The 16,561-nt window shown below is 57.4% G+C and carries 15 protein-coding genes; 4 read left to right on the top strand and 11 right to left on the bottom strand.

Translation table 11 applies throughout. The features are described from left to right. The first annotated feature begins 181 nt into the window (after window positions 1–181). From HYG77_RS22610 to HYG77_RS22600, 3 genes are read left to right on the top strand one after another with little or no spacing between them, the layout of a single operon-like run. Window positions 182–2,047, top strand: a complete 1,866-nt coding sequence (locus HYG77_RS22610) for a DUF4012 domain-containing protein (protein ID WP_208960690.1) — start codon at window positions 182–184, stop codon at window positions 2,045–2,047. Between the two features lie 42 nt (window positions 2,048–2,089). Next, complete coding sequence (locus HYG77_RS22605) at window positions 2,090–2,470, top strand: CrcB family protein (RefSeq protein ID WP_208960689.1); 381 nt, start codon at window positions 2,090–2,092, stop codon at window positions 2,468–2,470. After that, window positions 2,467–2,877, top strand: a complete 411-nt coding sequence (locus tag HYG77_RS22600; protein WP_208960688.1) for a hypothetical protein — start codon at window positions 2,467–2,469, stop codon at window positions 2,875–2,877. Before HYG77_RS22605 ends, HYG77_RS22600 begins: the two co-directional genes overlap by 4 nt. Here HYG77_RS22600 and HYG77_RS22595 read toward each other — a convergent pair. The 5 genes from HYG77_RS22595 to rfbB all read right to left on the bottom strand — a co-directional run bounded on the left by HYG77_RS22595 (window position 2,874) and on the right by rfbB (window position 7,435). Then, window positions 2,874–3,431 (bottom strand): YdcF family protein, encoded by a 558-nt coding sequence (locus HYG77_RS22595; RefSeq protein ID WP_244373063.1) that lies wholly within the window; start codon window positions 3,429–3,431, stop codon window positions 2,874–2,876. The two genes, HYG77_RS22600 and HYG77_RS22595, sit on opposite strands and share 4 nt — an antisense overlap. A gap of 75 nt (window positions 3,432–3,506) precedes the next feature. After that, entirely contained in the window at window positions 3,507–4,832 is a 1,326-nt protein-coding gene (locus tag HYG77_RS22590) for a UDP-glucose/GDP-mannose dehydrogenase family protein (RefSeq protein WP_208963488.1), read from the bottom strand. Between the two features lie 79 nt (window positions 4,833–4,911). Continuing rightward, window positions 4,912–5,778, bottom strand: a complete 867-nt coding sequence (rfbA, locus tag HYG77_RS22585; RefSeq protein WP_208960687.1) for a glucose-1-phosphate thymidylyltransferase RfbA — start codon at window positions 5,776–5,778, stop codon at window positions 4,912–4,914. Next, the gene (gene rfbC / locus HYG77_RS22580) at window positions 5,775–6,437 is read right to left on the bottom strand and encodes a dTDP-4-dehydrorhamnose 3,5-epimerase (protein WP_208963487.1); all 663 of its coding nucleotides are present in this window, start codon (window positions 6,435–6,437) and stop codon (window positions 5,775–5,777) included. Before rfbC ends, rfbA begins: the two co-directional genes overlap by 4 nt. Window positions 6,438–6,439: 2 nt before the next feature. Beyond that, on the bottom strand, window positions 6,440–7,435 hold the full coding sequence (gene rfbB / locus HYG77_RS22575; RefSeq protein WP_208960686.1) for a dTDP-glucose 4,6-dehydratase: 996 nt from the start codon (window positions 7,433–7,435) through the stop codon (window positions 6,440–6,442). A gap of 248 nt (window positions 7,436–7,683) precedes the next feature. Here rfbB and HYG77_RS22570 point away from each other — a divergent pair, with 248 nt between their 5' ends. Continuing rightward, window positions 7,684–8,784 carry a glycosyltransferase gene (locus HYG77_RS22570; protein ID WP_244373061.1) on the top strand — a complete coding sequence of 367 codons (1,101 nt, stop codon included), beginning with the start codon at window positions 7,684–7,686 and terminating at the stop codon, window positions 8,782–8,784. 96 nt (window positions 8,785–8,880) lie between these two features. On the opposite strand, the gene HYG77_RS22565 is transcribed toward HYG77_RS22570, so the two are convergent. The 6 genes from HYG77_RS22565 to HYG77_RS22540 form a co-directional block, all read right to left on the bottom strand. Continuing rightward, the gene (locus HYG77_RS22565) at window positions 8,881–9,693 is read right to left on the bottom strand and encodes a glycosyltransferase (protein WP_208960684.1); all 813 of its coding nucleotides are present in this window, start codon (window positions 9,691–9,693) and stop codon (window positions 8,881–8,883) included. 4 nt (window positions 9,694–9,697) lie between these two features. Then, window positions 9,698–10,426 (bottom strand): glycosyltransferase, encoded by a 729-nt coding sequence (locus tag HYG77_RS22560; protein ID WP_244373059.1) that lies wholly within the window; start codon window positions 10,424–10,426, stop codon window positions 9,698–9,700. A 388-nt stretch (window positions 10,427–10,814) separates the two neighbouring features. Beyond that, window positions 10,815–12,056: a hypothetical protein gene (locus tag HYG77_RS22555; RefSeq protein WP_208960683.1), complete on the bottom strand. Its 1,242-nt coding sequence runs from the start codon at window positions 12,054–12,056 to the stop codon at window positions 10,815–10,817. After that, window positions 12,053–13,147, bottom strand: coding sequence for an acyltransferase (locus HYG77_RS22550; RefSeq protein WP_208960682.1), 1,095 nt, complete (start codon window positions 13,145–13,147; stop codon window positions 12,053–12,055). The genes HYG77_RS22555 and HYG77_RS22550 overlap by 4 nt, the downstream gene beginning before the upstream one ends. Next, window positions 13,134–14,510 (bottom strand): O-antigen ligase family protein, encoded by a 1,377-nt coding sequence (locus tag HYG77_RS22545; RefSeq protein WP_208960681.1) that lies wholly within the window; start codon window positions 14,508–14,510, stop codon window positions 13,134–13,136. Before HYG77_RS22545 ends, HYG77_RS22550 begins: the two co-directional genes overlap by 14 nt. Then, window positions 14,497–16,017, bottom strand: a complete 1,521-nt coding sequence (locus HYG77_RS22540) for a sugar transferase (protein ID WP_208960680.1) — start codon at window positions 16,015–16,017, stop codon at window positions 14,497–14,499. Before HYG77_RS22540 ends, HYG77_RS22545 begins: the two co-directional genes overlap by 14 nt. Between the last annotated feature and the right edge of the window lie 544 nt (window positions 16,018–16,561).

Here is a 16,561-nt window from a genome sequence, read left to right as displayed (position 1 = left end):
ACCGAACCCCATCTATTTCTTTCGCCACCGGCTCCCGTGGCACGCCTTCCCGCTATCGGAAGAAGTGCGGGTTCTATTAGGGGCACAATACTTTGCCGAAGAGCTGTCCTCTACCTGAGGTCGGACGAGCATCGCACTTCACGCTACGCTCACCCCACCGACTAGACAGGAGCCGATCTGCATGGATGACAACGTCACGGGCACATCGGGAGACGAGATTCCTGACCCCCAGGACGCGACTCGCCCAGCAGACGCCCCCAGGCGTGTACGTAAGCGCACCACGGTGCGCAGCAAAGCCTACAAACGACGGCGCCGAATTATCGCTGGCGGCTCGGTTGCGGCCCTGGTCGTGGTGGCTTTCGGGGCCTGGCTCGGCTACACCGCCCGCGAGGCACAGGCAAATCTGACCGAGGCTCGGCAGCACGCGCAGCTCGCGAAAGACGCCCTACTGGACGGTAATCCAGTTGACGCGGAGCGTTCGTCGGCGGATGCGGACAAGTACGCGTCGCGTGCCTTCGACAACACCCACTCGATCCCGTGGAGCGTCGCGGCGGCCGTACCGTGGCTGGGAAGCCCGTTCGAAACGTCGCAGCAAATCTCGGCCGTCGTAAAGGGTCTCACGTCAAAGGTGCTCACACCGGCGGTAACCGCAGGAACCTCATTGGCTCCTAATGAGTTGATCGCCGCCGGCGGGAAGGTAAACCTGCAGCCACTCCGGGATGCCGTCCCCGTACTCGGCGAGACAGCTGCTGCCGCTGAGCAATTGGATATCGAGGCACAGAATATCTCGAAGCCTGCGTACCTCGACGCTGTTATCGATGCCAGAACCCAACTTCAGGTACAAACCGAAGAATTAGCGAAACTTCTCGGTAACACCGCAATTGCCGCTGAAATCGCACCGGGCATGCTCGGTGCCGACGGCCCCCGCAGCTATTTCATGGCATTCCAGACCAACGCTGAGGCTCGCGGTACCGGTGGCCTGCTGGGTGGATACGGCGTCGTTCGCGCGAACGACGGGGTGGCGCGGGTAGACAGCCTGGGCCGCAACTCCGACCTGCCGATGAATAGTCAACCGCTCGATCTCGGTCCGGAGTTCGCCGCCCAGTACGGACGTAGCCGCCCCACCACGGATTCGCGCAACAGCAATCTCAGCTCGCACTTCCCGTACGCCGCGCAGATCTGGAAATCGCTGTGGGCGCAGGATTCGGGTGAGCAGGTAGACGGTGCCATCGCCACCGACCCGGTAGCCCTGAGCTATGTTCTCGGCGCCATCGGACCTGTCACCATGCCGGACGGCGAGGTGATTAACGCCGACAACGTCGTCGAACTCACCGAATCCACCTCCTACGTGCGTTTCGCAAACGACAACAACGCCCGTAAGCAGTATCTGCAGACCGTCGCCGCGCGTGTAATCGACAAGATGACCGGCCAGATCACTTCACCGCAGAAGTTGCTCGACGCATTGGGCCGCGGTGTGGGTGAGCGACGCATCGCAGTGTGGAGCGCCCACGCGGACGAGCAGGCTGTTCTGGCGGACACCCCGCTCGGACACACTGTTCCCGAAGACCCCGCCCCTTTCGCCGGCGTGGTGATCAACAACCAGGCGGGCGGCAAGCTCGACTACTACCTGACGCGCGAGATCGACTACACGGCGGAGAGCTGTGAGGGTGACACGCGACGATCCACGGTGACGGTGCGATTGACCAACACCGTGCCTTCTGCGGACTTCCCCGACTATGTGGCGGGCACTTTCATCAACACCCTCAACGTGCCCAAGGGCACCAATGTGTCTGCGTTGTCGCTTCTCGCCACCCAGGGCGCTCAGCTCCGGAACGTGACCATCGACGGGAAGCCGACGATGTTCCTCACCGGTAAGGAGCTGGGGCATCCGGTGTTCGACACCCTCGTCCCTATCCGGCTGGGCGCCACGACCGAAGTGAAGTACGAGCTGACGGAACCGACCGTGCCCGGTGAGGCTCGGGTACCTGTCCAGCCGTTGGTGGATGATCCGACGGTGACCGTCAACGTTCCCGTCTGCGGAGGTTGAGCGATCGATACGAAGCTGCGGCCCGCCACGCTGCTCGCCGTCATGGTGGGTGGCGCGGTGGGCGCCGCTGCGCGTTATCAGTTGTGGCGCTGGTGGCCTGATGATATCGACGAGTTTCCGTTCACCACCTTCGCGATCAACGTGATGGGTTGCTTCGCCTTCGGACTGTTGTTCGGTGCCGTTCCGGCCAGCGCGCACGGCCCCATTGCGCTGGTTCGACCCTTCCTGCTTTTCGGTGTCATGAGCGGCTTCACCACGTTCAGCTTCTTCGCGGTGCAAGGCGTCACGCTCACGTCTCCCCGTGTGGGCGTGGTGTATCTGCTGGTGACGCCTATTCTAGCTGTCTTCGCGGCCTGGGTGGGCAGGACGTTCGCGGTCGCTCTCTCCGGCAGCGCCAGTCGCGCGCGGAAGCATGTGCAATGAACGCCTCGACCTCGATCGACTATGTGTGGTGGGCGGCGGCAGGAGGCGCCGCTGGAGCGTTGCTGCATTACTCCGCCGTGGCAGTGCTGGGTCCGCGAGTCGGCGTTGACCGAGTTGTGCTGGCGCTGACATCATGCGCGTGCCTTTTCCTCGGTATCGTAGTGGCGACGGGCCGTAGTGGCGACGGCTATGCATTTCTCGGCGTCGGATTCCTCGGTTCCGTGGCCCCATTTTCGGTGTTGGCCGCTGGGGCGCTTGAACGTGGCGGCGTGCGACGATCGCGACGTCGAACCCTGTTATTGGCCGGCTGGACCGCACTAACCGGGGTATCGATGGCAATTGTTGGATACATTCTGGCCGATGTGGGGAGCATTGCCTTCGAGAAGCTCCCGGGTCAGACCCGCTAGCACGAACCTTGTACGAATGCCTTGGCGAATCCGACTGTCTGATAGAGATACATATATTCCCATTCGGCCAGGCTAAAATTGTACGCGCGCGGGACGGGACGCATAATGATCTCCCCATCGAAACACTGAGAGAAGATGTATCGCGCTCGCGGTAGGTGGTATTGCCAACTGACTACTAGGACGCTGTTCCACCCATGCTGTTCGGCGAGTTGGCGGGTGAATTGCGCTTCCCCTCGTGTGGTTTCGGGAACCGGTGGGATACAACTAACGGTGAATCGGGTGTCCTTAGTAGCGCAGAATACTGCCATCCTCTGGTTCCTGGTCCCGTAGGCATTCGACAGCACCACGGTTCTTGACACACCACTTCTTGCGAGTTCCATCGCGTATTCCTCGCGCCCATCGTGCTCGCCACCGAGCACGATAATCGCATCGACCGGTTTCACGGGGTCGATGCGAGACTTGGAGTAGACGAAATAGCCCATCCCACCGAGACCAGCAACGGCGAGCCCGAACATATGAACCGCGGCGACCAGTACAAAAATGAACCGCTGCACCAACTTTACCTACTCCACACCATCGGGCGGATCGGCCACACAAGTCACTCTGCCGACATACCGCTGCGCTCCACGCTACGGACGTCCTAATCCGCGGTACGACCATCCCTCGTCCCGCCATTGCTGTGGATCAAGGCAGTTTCGTCCGTCGATGAGTACGCGCTTGCGCACCACCGCGTCGAGGTCCCCCGGCTGCAATTTTTTGAACTCAGGCCACTCCGTCAGAACAAGAATCACATCCGCACCCTCGCAGGCGTCCAACGCGGTCTTCGCGTAACTGAGTGTCGGAAACAATGCTTGTGAATTTTCCATCGCTCGGGGGTCGTACACAGTGACTGCAGCGCCTTGTAGTTGAATCTGTCCAGCGACGTTAAGGGCTGGCGAGTCGCGCACGTCATCTGAGTCGGGTTTGAACGCAGCTCCGAGCACTGCGACACGTGCTCCAAGCAATGACCCGCAGGCTTCGCGGGCCAGTTCGACCATACGGGTGCGACGCCTCATATTGATGTTGTCGACTTCGCGTAGGAACGTGAGGGCCTGATCTGCACCGAGTTCTCCCGCACGTGCCATAAAGGCCCGGATGTCTTTGGGCAGGCAGCCTCCTCCGAATCCGACCCCGGCATTCAGAAATCGGCGACCGATCCGCGCATCATGGCCGATCGCGTCCGCCAACACCGTGACGTCTGCGCCCGCCGCCTCACAGACCTCGGAAATTGCGTTGATGAAGGAAATCTTCGTCGCCAAGAAAGCATTCGCTGACGTCTTGACGAGTTCAGCCGTCGCCAGGTCCGTGACGATAAAGGGAATATCTTCCTCAAGAAGTGTTGAGTAGACCTCGCGCGCAACATCCTCGGCGCGTCCCGGACGATCGCGGTCGACTCCCAGGACTAGGCGGTCAGGATGCAGAGTGTCCTGGACCGCGAATCCCTCTCGGAGAAACTCCGGATTCCAGGCCACCTCTAGGTCGTTCCCCGCTGGCGACAGCTTCCGCGCCAATTCACCCAACCGATTGGCGGTACCCACAGGAACGGTCGACTTGCCGAAGATCACTGCGGGGGAGGTGATTAATGGCGCCAAACCGGCGATAACGGCGTCGACGTATTTCAGGTCGGCGGCGAACTCGCCTTTTTTCTGCGGGGTTCCGACACCAAGAAAGTGGATGTCTGCAAAATTTGCTGCCTCGTCATACGAAGAAGTGAAACGCAGCCGACCTGCAGCAATATTGCGTTGCAACACTTCCTCGAGACCCGGCTCATAGAACGGCAGTTCTCCGACTTCTAGCTTGGCTAGTTTTGCAGAATCGACGTCCACACCAAGGACGTCGTGCCCGAGTTCCGCCATGCAAGCAGCATGCGTCGCCCCTAGGTAGCCGGTCCCAAAGACAGCGATACGAGTGGTCATTGTGCTCTTCCAGTTGTGATCGTCGATCGTCGTCATCGACTTAGCGGCTCCGAACTCTCGTCAGGCGGTAAGTCATGCTCTACCTCTGCTCGAGCAACTCCAACAGGTAGCGCCCGTAACCGGATTTGGCCAGCGGCTCTGCTCGCGATCGCAACTCGTCGTCGGAAATGAAACCCTGTCGCCAGGCAACTTCTTCAGGCGCGCCGATCTTGAGACCCTGCCGTTGCTCGATGGTGCGGACATAGTTCGACGCCTCAAGCAGCGAGTCGAACGTCCCGGTGTCGAGCCAGGCGGTTCCCCTCGGGAGAACCTCTACCCGGAGGCGTTCTTGCTCAAGGTATGCGCGGTTCACGTCAGTGATCTCGTACTCACCGCGGTCCGAGGGACGGAGGTGCTTTGCGATCTCCACAACATCATTATCGTAGAAATACAAACCGGGCACCGCGAAGTTGGACTTTGGTGTTGAGGGCTTCTCCTCGAGCGAGAGTGCTCGGCCACGGTCGTCAAACTCCACCACTCCGTAGGCGGATGGATCCGCAACCCAATAGGCGAAAATTGCCCCACCGTCCAGGTGATCGAACCTTCCGAGCTGATGCCCGAGGCCGGCACCGTAGAAGATGTTGTCGCCGAGAACCAGCGCCACGGAGTCGTTGCCGATGTGGTCAGCGCCGAGCACGAATGCCTGCGCGAGTCCGTTCGGCTCCTGCTGTGCGATGTATGTGAGGTCGACTCCATACTTTGAACCGTCACCGAGTAGGCGCTTGAATTGTTCGGCGTCGTGCGGAGTGGTGATCACCAGGATGTCACGGATCCCCGCGAGCATTAGCGTGGAGAGCGGGTAGTAGATCATCGGCTTGTCGTAGACGGGTACGAGCTGCTTGCTGATGCCGATTGTAATCGGGTGCAACCGAGTACCGGAACCGCCGGCGAGGATAATTCCCCTCATACCCCGAACTCCTTCACATCAGACATAGAGACGGATTTTTGCCGACGGGTGGCTCCGTCGATCCACTCCCTCACTTCGCCGTACCTGGGCAACTGCCCGCTATCCCTTGCCTCGGACAGAGACGGCGCCGATGAATCCTTCTCTGAAAGAGTGAACTCGAGGGCCGATCCCGCCCGCGAGGTCGTCGGCCACTCAATTCCGATTTCCGGATCGAGGGGATTGATTCCATGCTCACGTTCGGGCGCATAGCCGGATGAGCAGAGGTACACGACCGTCGAATCGTCTTCTAATGAGAGAAATGCGTGGCCGAGACCCTCAGGCAAGTAGATAGCGCGGCGATCCTTGTCGTCTAGTAACACTGAGTCCCACGCTCCGAATGTTGGCGAGCCGACGCGGATATCGACGACTACATCCAGAACCGCCCCCTTTACGCATGTGACGTACTTGGCTTGACCGGGGGGAACGTCCGCGAAGTGGATGCCCCGCAATACGCCCGCGGCAGAGACGGAGCAGTTGGCCTGTGCGAGGTTCAACGTGTGCCCAGCTGCCCTCACGAATGCAGGTTCTTTGAACCACTCAAGGAAAAGCCCACGGTCATCGCCGATCTTTTTTGGTGTGCCTTCCCAAGCCCCAGCTACCTTCAGGTCACGTGTTTCCATCGTCATGCCCCCTGTGCTTGGTAGCGCGCCTCAACAGCGTCCTTTTCGTTCTCCCACCATCCACGGTTGTTGTGGTACCAGTCGATGGTCGCTTGAAGCCCCTCGCGGAAGTTCGTATAGCGCGGGTACCAGCCAAGTTCGCCACTAAGGGAGGACGAGTCGATGGCGTATCGCAGGTCGTGACCGACTCGGTCAGCCACATAATCGAAGTCTTCTGGGTCTCTGCCCATCAATTCTAGGATTATGCGAATGACAGACAGGTTGTCGAGCTCACCGTTGGCACCGATAAGATAGGTCCGCCCGATCTGACCCGATTCGATGATCCGCCAAACTGCCGCGTTGTGGTCGTCGACGTGTATCCAGTCGCGGACGTTCGTTCCACCGCCATACAGCTTCGGGCGCACGCCAGTGAGAATGTTGGTGATCTGCCGGGGAATGAACTTCTCAATGTGTTGACGCGGTCCATAGTTGTTAGAGCAGTTCGACAATGTCGCTTGAACACCGAACGATCGGATCCACGCACGCACGAGCATGTCCGAGGCGGCTTTCGTGGACGAGTACGGGCTCGAAGGGTTGTACGGCGTCTGTTCAGTGAACTTTTTAGGATCGTCCAACTCGAGGTCTCCGTATACCTCGTCCGTCGATACGTGATGGTAACGAACACCGTGTCGACGCACTGACTGGAGGAGTGTGTACGTACCGACAATGTTCGTTTGGACGAACGGCCAAGGGTCAACAAGCGAATTGTCGTTGTGGGATTCGGCAGCGAAGTTCACGACCATATCCGAGTTAGCGACGAGCTGGTCTGCAAGAGCTGCGTTGGCAATGTCTCCCTGGACGAAGCGGATACGATCCTCCACGGCGGAGAGCGACTTTCGCGACCCTGCGTAGGTGAGCGCGTCAAGGACAGTGACCTCCACATCCGGGCGATCGCGAACGGTTGCAGTGACAAAATTCGATCCGATGAAACCGGCACCACCGGTAACGACAATCCGCATGGGTCCCCTCGATAGTCAGTTCGGCTGGCGCTGTCCGAGCCAAACGCTGCGAAACCGGTAGAGACAAATCCGGTGGCAACAAGAATCTTACGTCATAAACTCACGGTCCGCGCATCGGCCTCCGGGCAGAGCTGGTCGCGCACATGGCGCCTCACGTCATAGAATCCCAATCGGTCCGCCGACGCCTTGAGACGCGGAGTGCGTGTGAAAGCGACGTACATTGCCCAATCGACCAAAGGACAAGCCCCGTGCGCAAATCAGTTGCGATTATTGGAACTCGTGGCTATCCCAGCTACTACGGCGGCTTCGAAACGCTACTTCGACAGTTGGCTCCGTACCTGACGAACAGAGGATGGGATGTCACCGTCTACGGTCGCCATGGATCAACGACGCCAGAAGACCCAAACCTTGATCCGAGGGTACGAACGATCGTAACGAAGGGCATTGAGAGTAAGTCGCTGAGCACTCTGTCGTACGGTCTAACATCAACAGCTCATGCCTTCCGCCACGCTCCAGATGTCGCTCTAGTCATGAACGTTGCGAATGGATACTGGTTGCCCGCGCTAAAAGCGAAGGGGATTCCCACAGTCATCAACGTTGACGGGATCGAGTGGGAGCGCGCCAAGTGGGGCAGGCCGGCAAAGGCCGTCTTCCGTGGGGGTGCAAACATGACCGCCAGATTCGGTGACCACCTGGTATACGACTCTTCCGAGATCGGCCGGAGATGGGCAAACGACTTCGGGCGCGATGGCATCTACATTCCCTATGGTGGTACCGATCCTGGCAACTTGAATCCCGTCGACAAACTAAGCCATCGTTCCTATGCCCTGATGGTCGCCCGCTTCGTACCAGAAAACACGGTGGCCGAATTCCTCGACGCCGCCGAAACACTGAGCGACCGATGGGACGTCGCGATCGTTGGTTCCTCTGGATACGGGGGCGAACTCGACGACAGAGTCGAAGCTCTCGCCACAGCGAACTCACGAGTCCACTGGTTCGGGCACGTAAACGACGACAGCCTCCTTTTCTCGCTCTGGCAGCATGCTGGTGCCTACTTCCATGGCCACAGCGTAGGAGGCACGAACCCCGCCCTCGTCCAGGCGATGGCGTGCGGAGCACCAGTCATTGCAAGAGATACCGTGTTCAATCGTGAAGTTCTCGGTCCAAAGGGACAGTATGTTGCGCCCGATCCAACTGCAATCGCCGCAGCGCTAGAGACAGTCCTTGCCAATTCCGTTATGCAGCAACAGTTGAGTACGAATTCTCGAACACGGCAGGCTGAGCACTTTACCTGGGACGTCGTGTGCGGCAGATACGAACAGACTTTATTGCACGCAAGCATGCAATAAAGCAAACCAAACCCATCGGCGCCGTAACCGAAACCGCTTGCGATTCCCAACATGACGAACGGTCGACGCGGCCCTGAAGGAGCACCGAGTTGCCCTTCAGGGGCGCAGGCCCAACAATACGGAATACACTCGAGCCTGCCAGACGCCTCGCGCGCGACGCAACTGTTCGACCCGCGCGCTTCTTCTCAGCTGGCGAATGACTACGTCATCCTCACGGGCCGCTGAGTATCCGTCCAAGTGATCAACGCGGCCGTCAGCAAGATAGACAACTTTCCAACCGGAACGACGAAGCCGCCGACACATGTCGATCTCTTCGCCAAACAGAAAGATCGACTTGTCGAACCACCCGATCTGTTCGAGTGCGGACGTACGAGCAATTATGAACGCCCCATTAACTGCATCCGTCTCGTGCGTTCGATAGTGATGCCGCGTTGGGCGCTCAACACCGAAGATACGACCTAACCCGACCGGGTGCGATAGATATCGCGGCAAAGAAGCGTCGTGCTCTGAGGTACGAAACAGAGATCCGTCGACATAGACACGCGGCGACAGAAGACCGACGCCATGATTCTCATCTAAAAAGTTGACACACTTACCAAACACCCCTTTCTGCACGACTAAATCAGGGTTCACCACTGCTACGTATTCGGTCGAAACCAGCGGCGCAGCCGCGTTTACGCCGTTTCCAAATCCGAGGTTCTCCCCAGGTTCGACAATCGTTACGCCTTCACTCGGCAAAACTCCAAGCGGATGTCCAGGCGAATTATCCACAATGTAGACGTGCCCAACACTTGGGTCGGCACGAATCGACTCGAGACATCTAGGCAAAACATCACCGGTGCGGTACGCAACTACGATTACATCAATCAAATTCAATCCCTCCTGCAGGACGCGGTCTTCTCCTAACATGTGGTCAGCACGCTTCGACTTTCAGAGCCTCCAATAGCTCTTCAGCCTTTCCCTTCCAGGTGTGTTCCAACGGGAAATTCTCGGGCAGACGAGTGACTCTTTCTTGACCCGCCGTAAATTTTGATATCCACGCTGCTTGACTACTGGCTTCAATTACATGAACGAACGAGAGTCCTCTGGTACCGGCTCCAGCGATGGGCGTCGTCAACACAGGGAGCCCACTTGCGCGGTATTCGTAGGTTTTAATAACGTCGCCACCAACCTCGAATTCACCTACCCTGTGCGGAACCCAGCCGATATCGAACGATTGCAAGAGAACTGGAACATCGGTGTAATGTATATCGCCGAGAAGTTTGATGTTCGGAACTCGCTGCAATGGACGGCGGTACTGCTCGTCCAAGATAGGACCCGCGAAAACGAAGTCAACCTCGGGCAAAGCAGCCGCTACGGCTAACACGAGATCAAGGTCCACTCGATTCCCAATCTTGCCTACGTAGCCCACGGTAATCGGACCCGATGCCAATGATTGATCGGAGAACCGATCCGGATCGCACCCATTCGTAATCAACTTGACATCATTACGTCCAAACCGCCTGGCCAGCGATGCCGTTCCCTCTGAATTCGCCGTGACTACATCTGCAACACCGAATAATCGGGCGTACGCCACTTCAAGCTGATCCTTGATGGACGAGAAGGCATAATGGATTGACCAATCATCCAACAGGTCAACCACAATCCTCCTATCACCATTGAAAAGTCTGTCCGCAGCATTAGACATCGCAACTAACGGATTCCAGATTATCGCTGGTGTCGACTCCGGAGTTTCAACCACGTTATACGACCGCCGGGATTGTATCCACCATTTTCGCCTATCCCAGGGTCTCGGAATACGCCACGAATAGGAGTCGTATGAAGTAGTGTTGAAAGCAGGACTGAACTTTTCACTTCGCGCAGTGAGTGGCCGGAGGTAATGAGGCTCGGGCCGCGAACAAACCGCAACCGATCCATGCTCTGACGTGAGACGCCCAAACCACTCGATAAGATGGCCATCGCGCGTACGGTAGCCTTCCGAAAGGAGTTTCTGCTGGCCGTGCATCGGGAATGCGAGCACGCTGATATCGTTACTCAACGAAAACCCTCTCGGATGGAACGGAGTTTATCCGTTTAGACGAATGAACAAAAAACCATGCGAACAGAAAAACGAGCCATGCCATGTATGACGCAAAAGTGAGGATTGCGGACGCCATCGTCCCGAAGTTCGGCGTCAGGATTACGTTTCCTACCACATTGACCGCGGCAATAGTATAGATCACGACTGTTGGAACCGAGTAGCTTTTCAGCGCGAGCATCGACAGATAGTATGGGGCGCTGATAAACATAATCGCGAGTGACAAAGATACGATTGTGGACATTATTATGCTCGGCTCGTAGCGCCCGCCGGAGATAATGCGGCAGAGGAAGACCGATATCGGTGCCAGCACCAGCGCCAGGACCAAACTGGCGGCGCCTAAACCGATGCTGCTTTTCTTTACACTGCCAGAAAACGCCTCACCGACATGTTTGGCCGTGTACGCATTTTGGAGCGCGCGGAAGACGCGGTCAAGTAGGCCATATACCAAAGCGTAGCTACCCAACAGTACGAGATCAGAGGTTCTCTCCAGAATGATCTTGTCGGCGCTCGCAAGAAGCCAGACCCCGAGCGAAATGGCGCTAACCGGTCCCGAGGACACCGAGCTTCCTACCGCCTGCTTCCAGCGGAATTTCGTTGCAACTACGCACATGCCTGCCATGTTCCCGACAAGGATCGAGACCACCGCCGCGTCAAAAGTGGGTTCATGGAAACACGCGAACAGCCCAATCAATAGAACCGGCAGAATCGAGCGAAGGGAAAAAATAATGAAGAATGACCCAAATCGTCTCCCTCCAACTTCATGCGAGATCGCCGCCTCGCACGCAACGAAAGAAAGCAATGTTGCGGCGACGCACATGCTACGAATCGGGTCACCACTGACGTCGAGAAAGAGTACGCCACATATGAGCATGCCAATAGTCAGCCGCACGAGTTCGCGACTAGTAAAAGAGAATGTGCCAGCGCCATTCGCAGCGTCATGAGATATGCGTAGACCGACTCCCACACCTAAGGCTGCGTTTGCAATTGCCCAAATGGCCGTGGCAACAATATACTGCGCATAGTCGCCTACGGGAAGAAGGCGCGTCAGAAGGACTAAAAGCGAAATCGCGCTCAGGCCACCGACTATCTGACACAGTACCGTCTTGTGCGTCGCTAACCTTAGCAGTCGTATGACCGTGGATTGCAGGCCCGATCTCGGATCAACTGTCTTTGTTGTTACCACGACAATCATTTCCCAACGGCTATTTTTCGGGTGCTTCCGCGCACAAAGCCACTAGGCGGTTCATATAGGAAACGAAACCATCCGCATCGCCGCAGGCGATAGACACACAAAGAGATAGACACGGCGGCAGCTGCAATCGCGAACGGAACTACTTGATTCCAGCTATTCGCCGTCGGCGACGTTTGCACAGTGATCGAAATAGTGCAACAAATTGCAACAATGATTGCCGTGTGCGCGAGATAGATCGGTAATGTTACGCGTCCCCAGTAACTCAGCAAACCCGATCGTACCAATATTTTTGCCCACGCGATTCCCGTAATAAGCCCGAGAACTCTACTCAGAGTCGGGAGGGCAACATATTGATCGAGATCTAGTACGTGCGCAGCCGTGATGATAGCAATACCTGTGAGTGCAACGATGAACCAACCGATTGCCGGGATCTTCTCGCTAATTGAAAGCAGCTCCTCCTTAAAGAGGATCCCGATCAGGAAGAACATGTATAGTGTGAATACACCGTCCCATCCATCTCCGATAATCCTCATGCGATTTGATCCCAGGATTGGTGTTAATAGACCGAACCAAACAACTGAGCATGAAAATGCGGCGGCAATTTGTACCGATTTCCGGACGCGCATCGTAGCCTTTGCGATCACTACAAATAGAACCAATGCCCACAAGAACCAGAGCTCGCCATTTGGCCGGAGTGGAGAAGCAAGCATTCTTACCAGGTGGGACTGCAGTTGCGGGTACGACTGATTGGGAAGTACGTCTGCGGCTACGAGCTTGTAGAGGAAAACTATTGGCTGCCAAATCAAGAAGGTCCATATCAGCAAAGCCAACTTGCCGGAATATGCTGCACGCCAGGTCCTCTGTAGCCACTTCGTCGCAAGCATGCCGGATATGCAGAAGAATAGCGGCATGCGTACCGACGCCAAGCAAGCGTTTATTTCTTCAATCCAATGCGGAACGTCTATGACATACCCGGACCACTCTGTGGCATGAAGAAGGACTACCAAGACTATCGAAATGCCCTTGGCCACATCGATCCATTTAACATGCTCGGTCGCGCTAGTACTCGGCGCTCCTTCACCTTGCTCCATCTGCCACCCCCTCCCGAACTTCCTTCGAAACGTGATCCCGTTGCGTTGCTGGCGCAGACAGCTCGTCGCGGTTCGCCGGATTGGCGCAAATGCCAAGGATCACCGCAAGCGCAAAACTAACCGGCAGTGCGTCTACAGTTGATCCAATTGATCCAAAAACGACAATCGGGACGAAAGCTGCAATTGCGATTCCTGTCGGATCACCAGCTCGCACGATTCCGATGGCGAGTGCCACGAGGAGCGCGACGATCATTATCCCGCCGGGTATACCTCCCTCGACTCCGTACTTCAATACGAGATTGTGACTCGTAATATGTCCACCCGGTGGGAAAGATGATTGAAGCGTGGCACCAGCGGAACCCGGACCCCAGCCAATGAATGGAGACTCGGCGATCATTTTTATCGCAGCCCGCCACGTACCCTCGCGATTCAACAACCGTGAGTCGCCAGTCGCAGAAAACAACGAATCAACCGATGGAAGCCGACTGATCATTGACATTAAAGCCGATGAGAAGATGGTGCCGAGTATCGCCATACATCCGGCACCGTAAATAGCGCGTATACGTACCGCTGTCGGCGCAGCCACGATAAGGATTAGGACGGCACCGACGACGACCGAAACCAGACCACTACGGACCTGCGACATGAGCAAGCAACCGATCCCTATCGCGAACCCACAGATGCGCACGGAACGGTGCGGAACTATGGAAGAGACTCGCAGTGACGAAAGCGTTAAGAATGCGCCGGCTAACGATGCGTGGAAGGGCCCGGCGAACAGTCCTTGTAGTCTCCGGCGTCCGCGAAACGTAAAGGTGTACACATCGGCCGCACGAGAAAATGATGCTTCGATACCAGGGAAGTAGAGGTATAGGACGATTGAAGCGGCGCACGCAATCAATAGGCTCCACCAAATCAATACCAATGCAGCTCTAGGGCGTCTTTTCCACAGAACGCCCAGCAGAACGCCCAATACAAATACCACAGACGCGCGATAGCCGAGTATGCCCGTGTCTAGGTTGATAACATTGGGGTGAAGCAAGAGAATCATCCACCACGCGGGTATCACCAATGCAAGCGGCACAATTGCATTCGTCAAGAAGTTTGTCGTGGTTGAAGCTGCAGCAACAATTGCGACCACCAAGAGCAATAGTGCCGCTTGGTTCATTCTTGGTCCGAATGGCATGGCAAGGAAGCTGGCGACGACCGCGGCCGTGCCAAGGTGCCATGGCGCTAACTTTTTTGCCACGTCGGGCGGTAGACCAATCACCGCCGTGTTGATGTCGGCACCAATCGGGAACTGCTTTCTCTTACGAGGTAAGGAGCCCATCGCTCCGCGTGTGAGGTCAGAGTCAGTATGCGCCATCACCGGCAACCACCGCCTTGAGTGTCTTGCCGATGATCAACACGTCCCCGGTCATCGACCAGTTCTCGACATACGAAAGGTCCAGCCGCACGGTCTCTTCCCAGGACAGGTCCGACCGACCACTCACCTGCCACAGCCCGGTGATTCCAGGTTTAACCAGTAGCCGGCGCCGAACCGTTCCGTCGTATGCCTTCACCTCCCGGCGGAGAGGTGGACGGGGGCCTACCACACTCATTTCACGGCGTAGAACGTTGATGAACTGCGGCAGTTCATCAATGCTGAACTTCCGCATGATCCGGCCGACCTTAGTGACCCTCGGATCCTCGCGCATCTTGAAGAGAACGCCGGCGCCCTCGTTCGACTTCATCAGTGAAGCGACCTGTTTGTCGGCGTCCACTACCATGCTTCGGAACTTGAACATTGGGAACGGTCTGCCGTCCAAGCCCATTCGCTCAGACTTGTAGAACACAGGGCCCTTGCTCGTCAGTTTGATTGCGACTGCGACAGCGAGCATCAGCGGGCTGATGGCGATCAGCGCCAAGCTCGCGAAGACGAGGTCAAATCCGGTCTTCATGAACTTCTGTGCACCGTGGTACTGAGGCTTCTCCACATGTATCAGGGGAAGGCCGGCCACCGGCCGCATCGACAGACGCGGACCGGCAACATCCATCATCCCAGGGGCTACCACCAAATCGACGTGATGAGGCTCCAGCGCCCAGGCCAGCGCGCGCATCCCATCATGACCGAGATGCTCGGTGGCCGTCACTGCCACGGTGTCGGCGCCGCAGAACTTCAGTGCGCTCAACACGTGCCGTTCGTCCCCGAGCACCGGAATTTCCCGTCCACCGACGACAATGCTCTGCCCGCACTCAACGCCACGGCCGGGTGTGCAGACACCTACAACACGATATCCATCGGCGGTACCGCGCGAAAAGGACTCCGCGAGGCTTCGGACCGCTCGCTCGCCGCCAACCACCAGCACGGAGGTTTGGAACTCGCCCTGCGCCCGCTTGCGCGCGATTACACGACGCCAGCACCACCGGCTGATGACAAGCGCCGCCAATCCGACTGGAAAGGCGATGCCGAGGTACAGACGCGCCAAGTCGACTCTGAACAGGAGAGATACGATCGCGATCAAGCCGAAGAGACGAATCGTCGAGGAGAAAATTCGTCGGTACTCTTCCGGGCCACTCCCGATCACCCGAATTGTGCGGGTTCGGAAGATCACCAAGGTGGCGAGCCACATGATGATCAGTGCCGCGGAGATGAACGAGTAGCTGAGATCCGGGATCGAGCTCGACGACGCCAGAACCTCACGGTCTCCGAACCGAACCCACTGCGCGATCGCGACAGCCGCGATCACGATTAGGGTGTCCGAAATCCTGAGTCGTCGAATGTAGGCTGCCTGCCAGTCCCTGCGACTGCCGACCCTTCCGGCCCCTGGCGCAGTCGCCGAACCCTCCACACCCACTGCGGGGCTGAGGGGCACATTGAATGCCGTAACCATCGCACACCTTCCGCCTGAAGCCGTTACGCGCGTCGGCAGCCCGTATGACTTGTGGTGTGTGACGGAAAAGAGAAACCGTCCCCCCGGATTGCTGCCGTCTAAATGATCGCACCCATGGGGCGTCCGTTACCTATCGAACACGGGTTGCTTCCAGATCGGACCGGCAATGCCATCCGGCAGAAAAGTGCTGGTCAAATCGATTTGGCTATCGCGAGCCGCGCCAGAACCGCGCTTTTTCGCTGTGGATTGTGAGGCGAATCACAAGCGGTAAGGGAACTTTCGCATCGGCTGCGTCTCACCTACTCGCGAGTAAGGGTCTAAATACCCTTGACTCCAGGCTTATTGGGGCATTCCTGGACCATCGTCCAAGATCGCAAAAGCAATACCTACCGAAGGAGCGCGGCGCGTGTAGCCGGGATCGAGCTTAGTTCGCCCTTCCTTTGTACACGCTGACAGTGGATCGCAGCAGCGATTGCGGGCGATGAACGGGATGCGGCTGCCAATCCGGCGTCTGTGTTTGTGTTTTCGCGTCTCAGATAGTTCA

Origin of the sequence: Rhodococcus sp. ZPP, assembly GCF_017656075.1 — a bacterium.
GTDB lineage: Bacteria > Actinomycetota > Actinomycetes > Mycobacteriales > Mycobacteriaceae > Rhodococcus_F > Rhodococcus_F oxybenzonivorans.
The sequence above is the reverse complement of the archived record's forward strand: the minus strand, read 5'-3'. Positions and strand labels throughout refer to the sequence as shown.

What these genes read in the sequence shown, in the direction of transcription:
- HYG77_RS22610 (WP_208960690.1), top strand. Translation starts at nt 182, where the DNA reads ATGGATGACAACGTCACGGGCACATCGGGAGACGAGATTCCTGACCCC.
- HYG77_RS22605 (WP_208960689.1), top strand. Translation starts at nt 2,090, where the DNA reads ATGGTGGGTGGCGCGGTGGGCGCCGCTGCGCGTTATCAGTTGTGGCGC.
- HYG77_RS22600 (WP_208960688.1), top strand. Translation starts at nt 2,467, where the DNA reads ATGAACGCCTCGACCTCGATCGACTATGTGTGGTGGGCGGCGGCAGGA.
- HYG77_RS22590 (WP_208963488.1), bottom strand. Translation starts at nt 4,832, where the DNA reads ATGACCACTCGTATCGCTGTCTTTGGGACCGGCTACCTAGGGGCGACG.
- rfbA (WP_208960687.1), bottom strand. Translation starts at nt 5,778, where the DNA reads ATGAGGGGAATTATCCTCGCCGGCGGTTCCGGTACTCGGTTGCACCCG.
- rfbC (WP_208963487.1), bottom strand. Translation starts at nt 6,437, where the DNA reads ATGGAAACACGTGACCTGAAGGTAGCTGGGGCTTGGGAAGGCACACCA.
- rfbB (WP_208960686.1), bottom strand. Translation starts at nt 7,435, where the DNA reads ATGCGGATTGTCGTTACCGGTGGTGCCGGTTTCATCGGATCGAATTTT.
- HYG77_RS22565 (WP_208960684.1), bottom strand. Translation starts at nt 9,693, where the DNA reads ATGTTAGGAGAAGACCGCGTCCTGCAGGAGGGATTGAATTTGATTGAT.
- HYG77_RS22555 (WP_208960683.1), bottom strand. Translation starts at nt 12,056, where the DNA reads ATGATTGTCGTGGTAACAACAAAGACAGTTGATCCGAGATCGGGCCTG.
- HYG77_RS22550 (WP_208960682.1), bottom strand. Translation starts at nt 13,147, where the DNA reads ATGGAGCAAGGTGAAGGAGCGCCGAGTACTAGCGCGACCGAGCATGTT.
- HYG77_RS22545 (WP_208960681.1), bottom strand. Translation starts at nt 14,510, where the DNA reads ATGGCGCATACTGACTCTGACCTCACACGCGGAGCGATGGGCTCCTTA.
- HYG77_RS22540 (WP_208960680.1), bottom strand. Translation starts at nt 16,017, where the DNA reads ATGGTTACGGCATTCAATGTGCCCCTCAGCCCCGCAGTGGGTGTGGAG.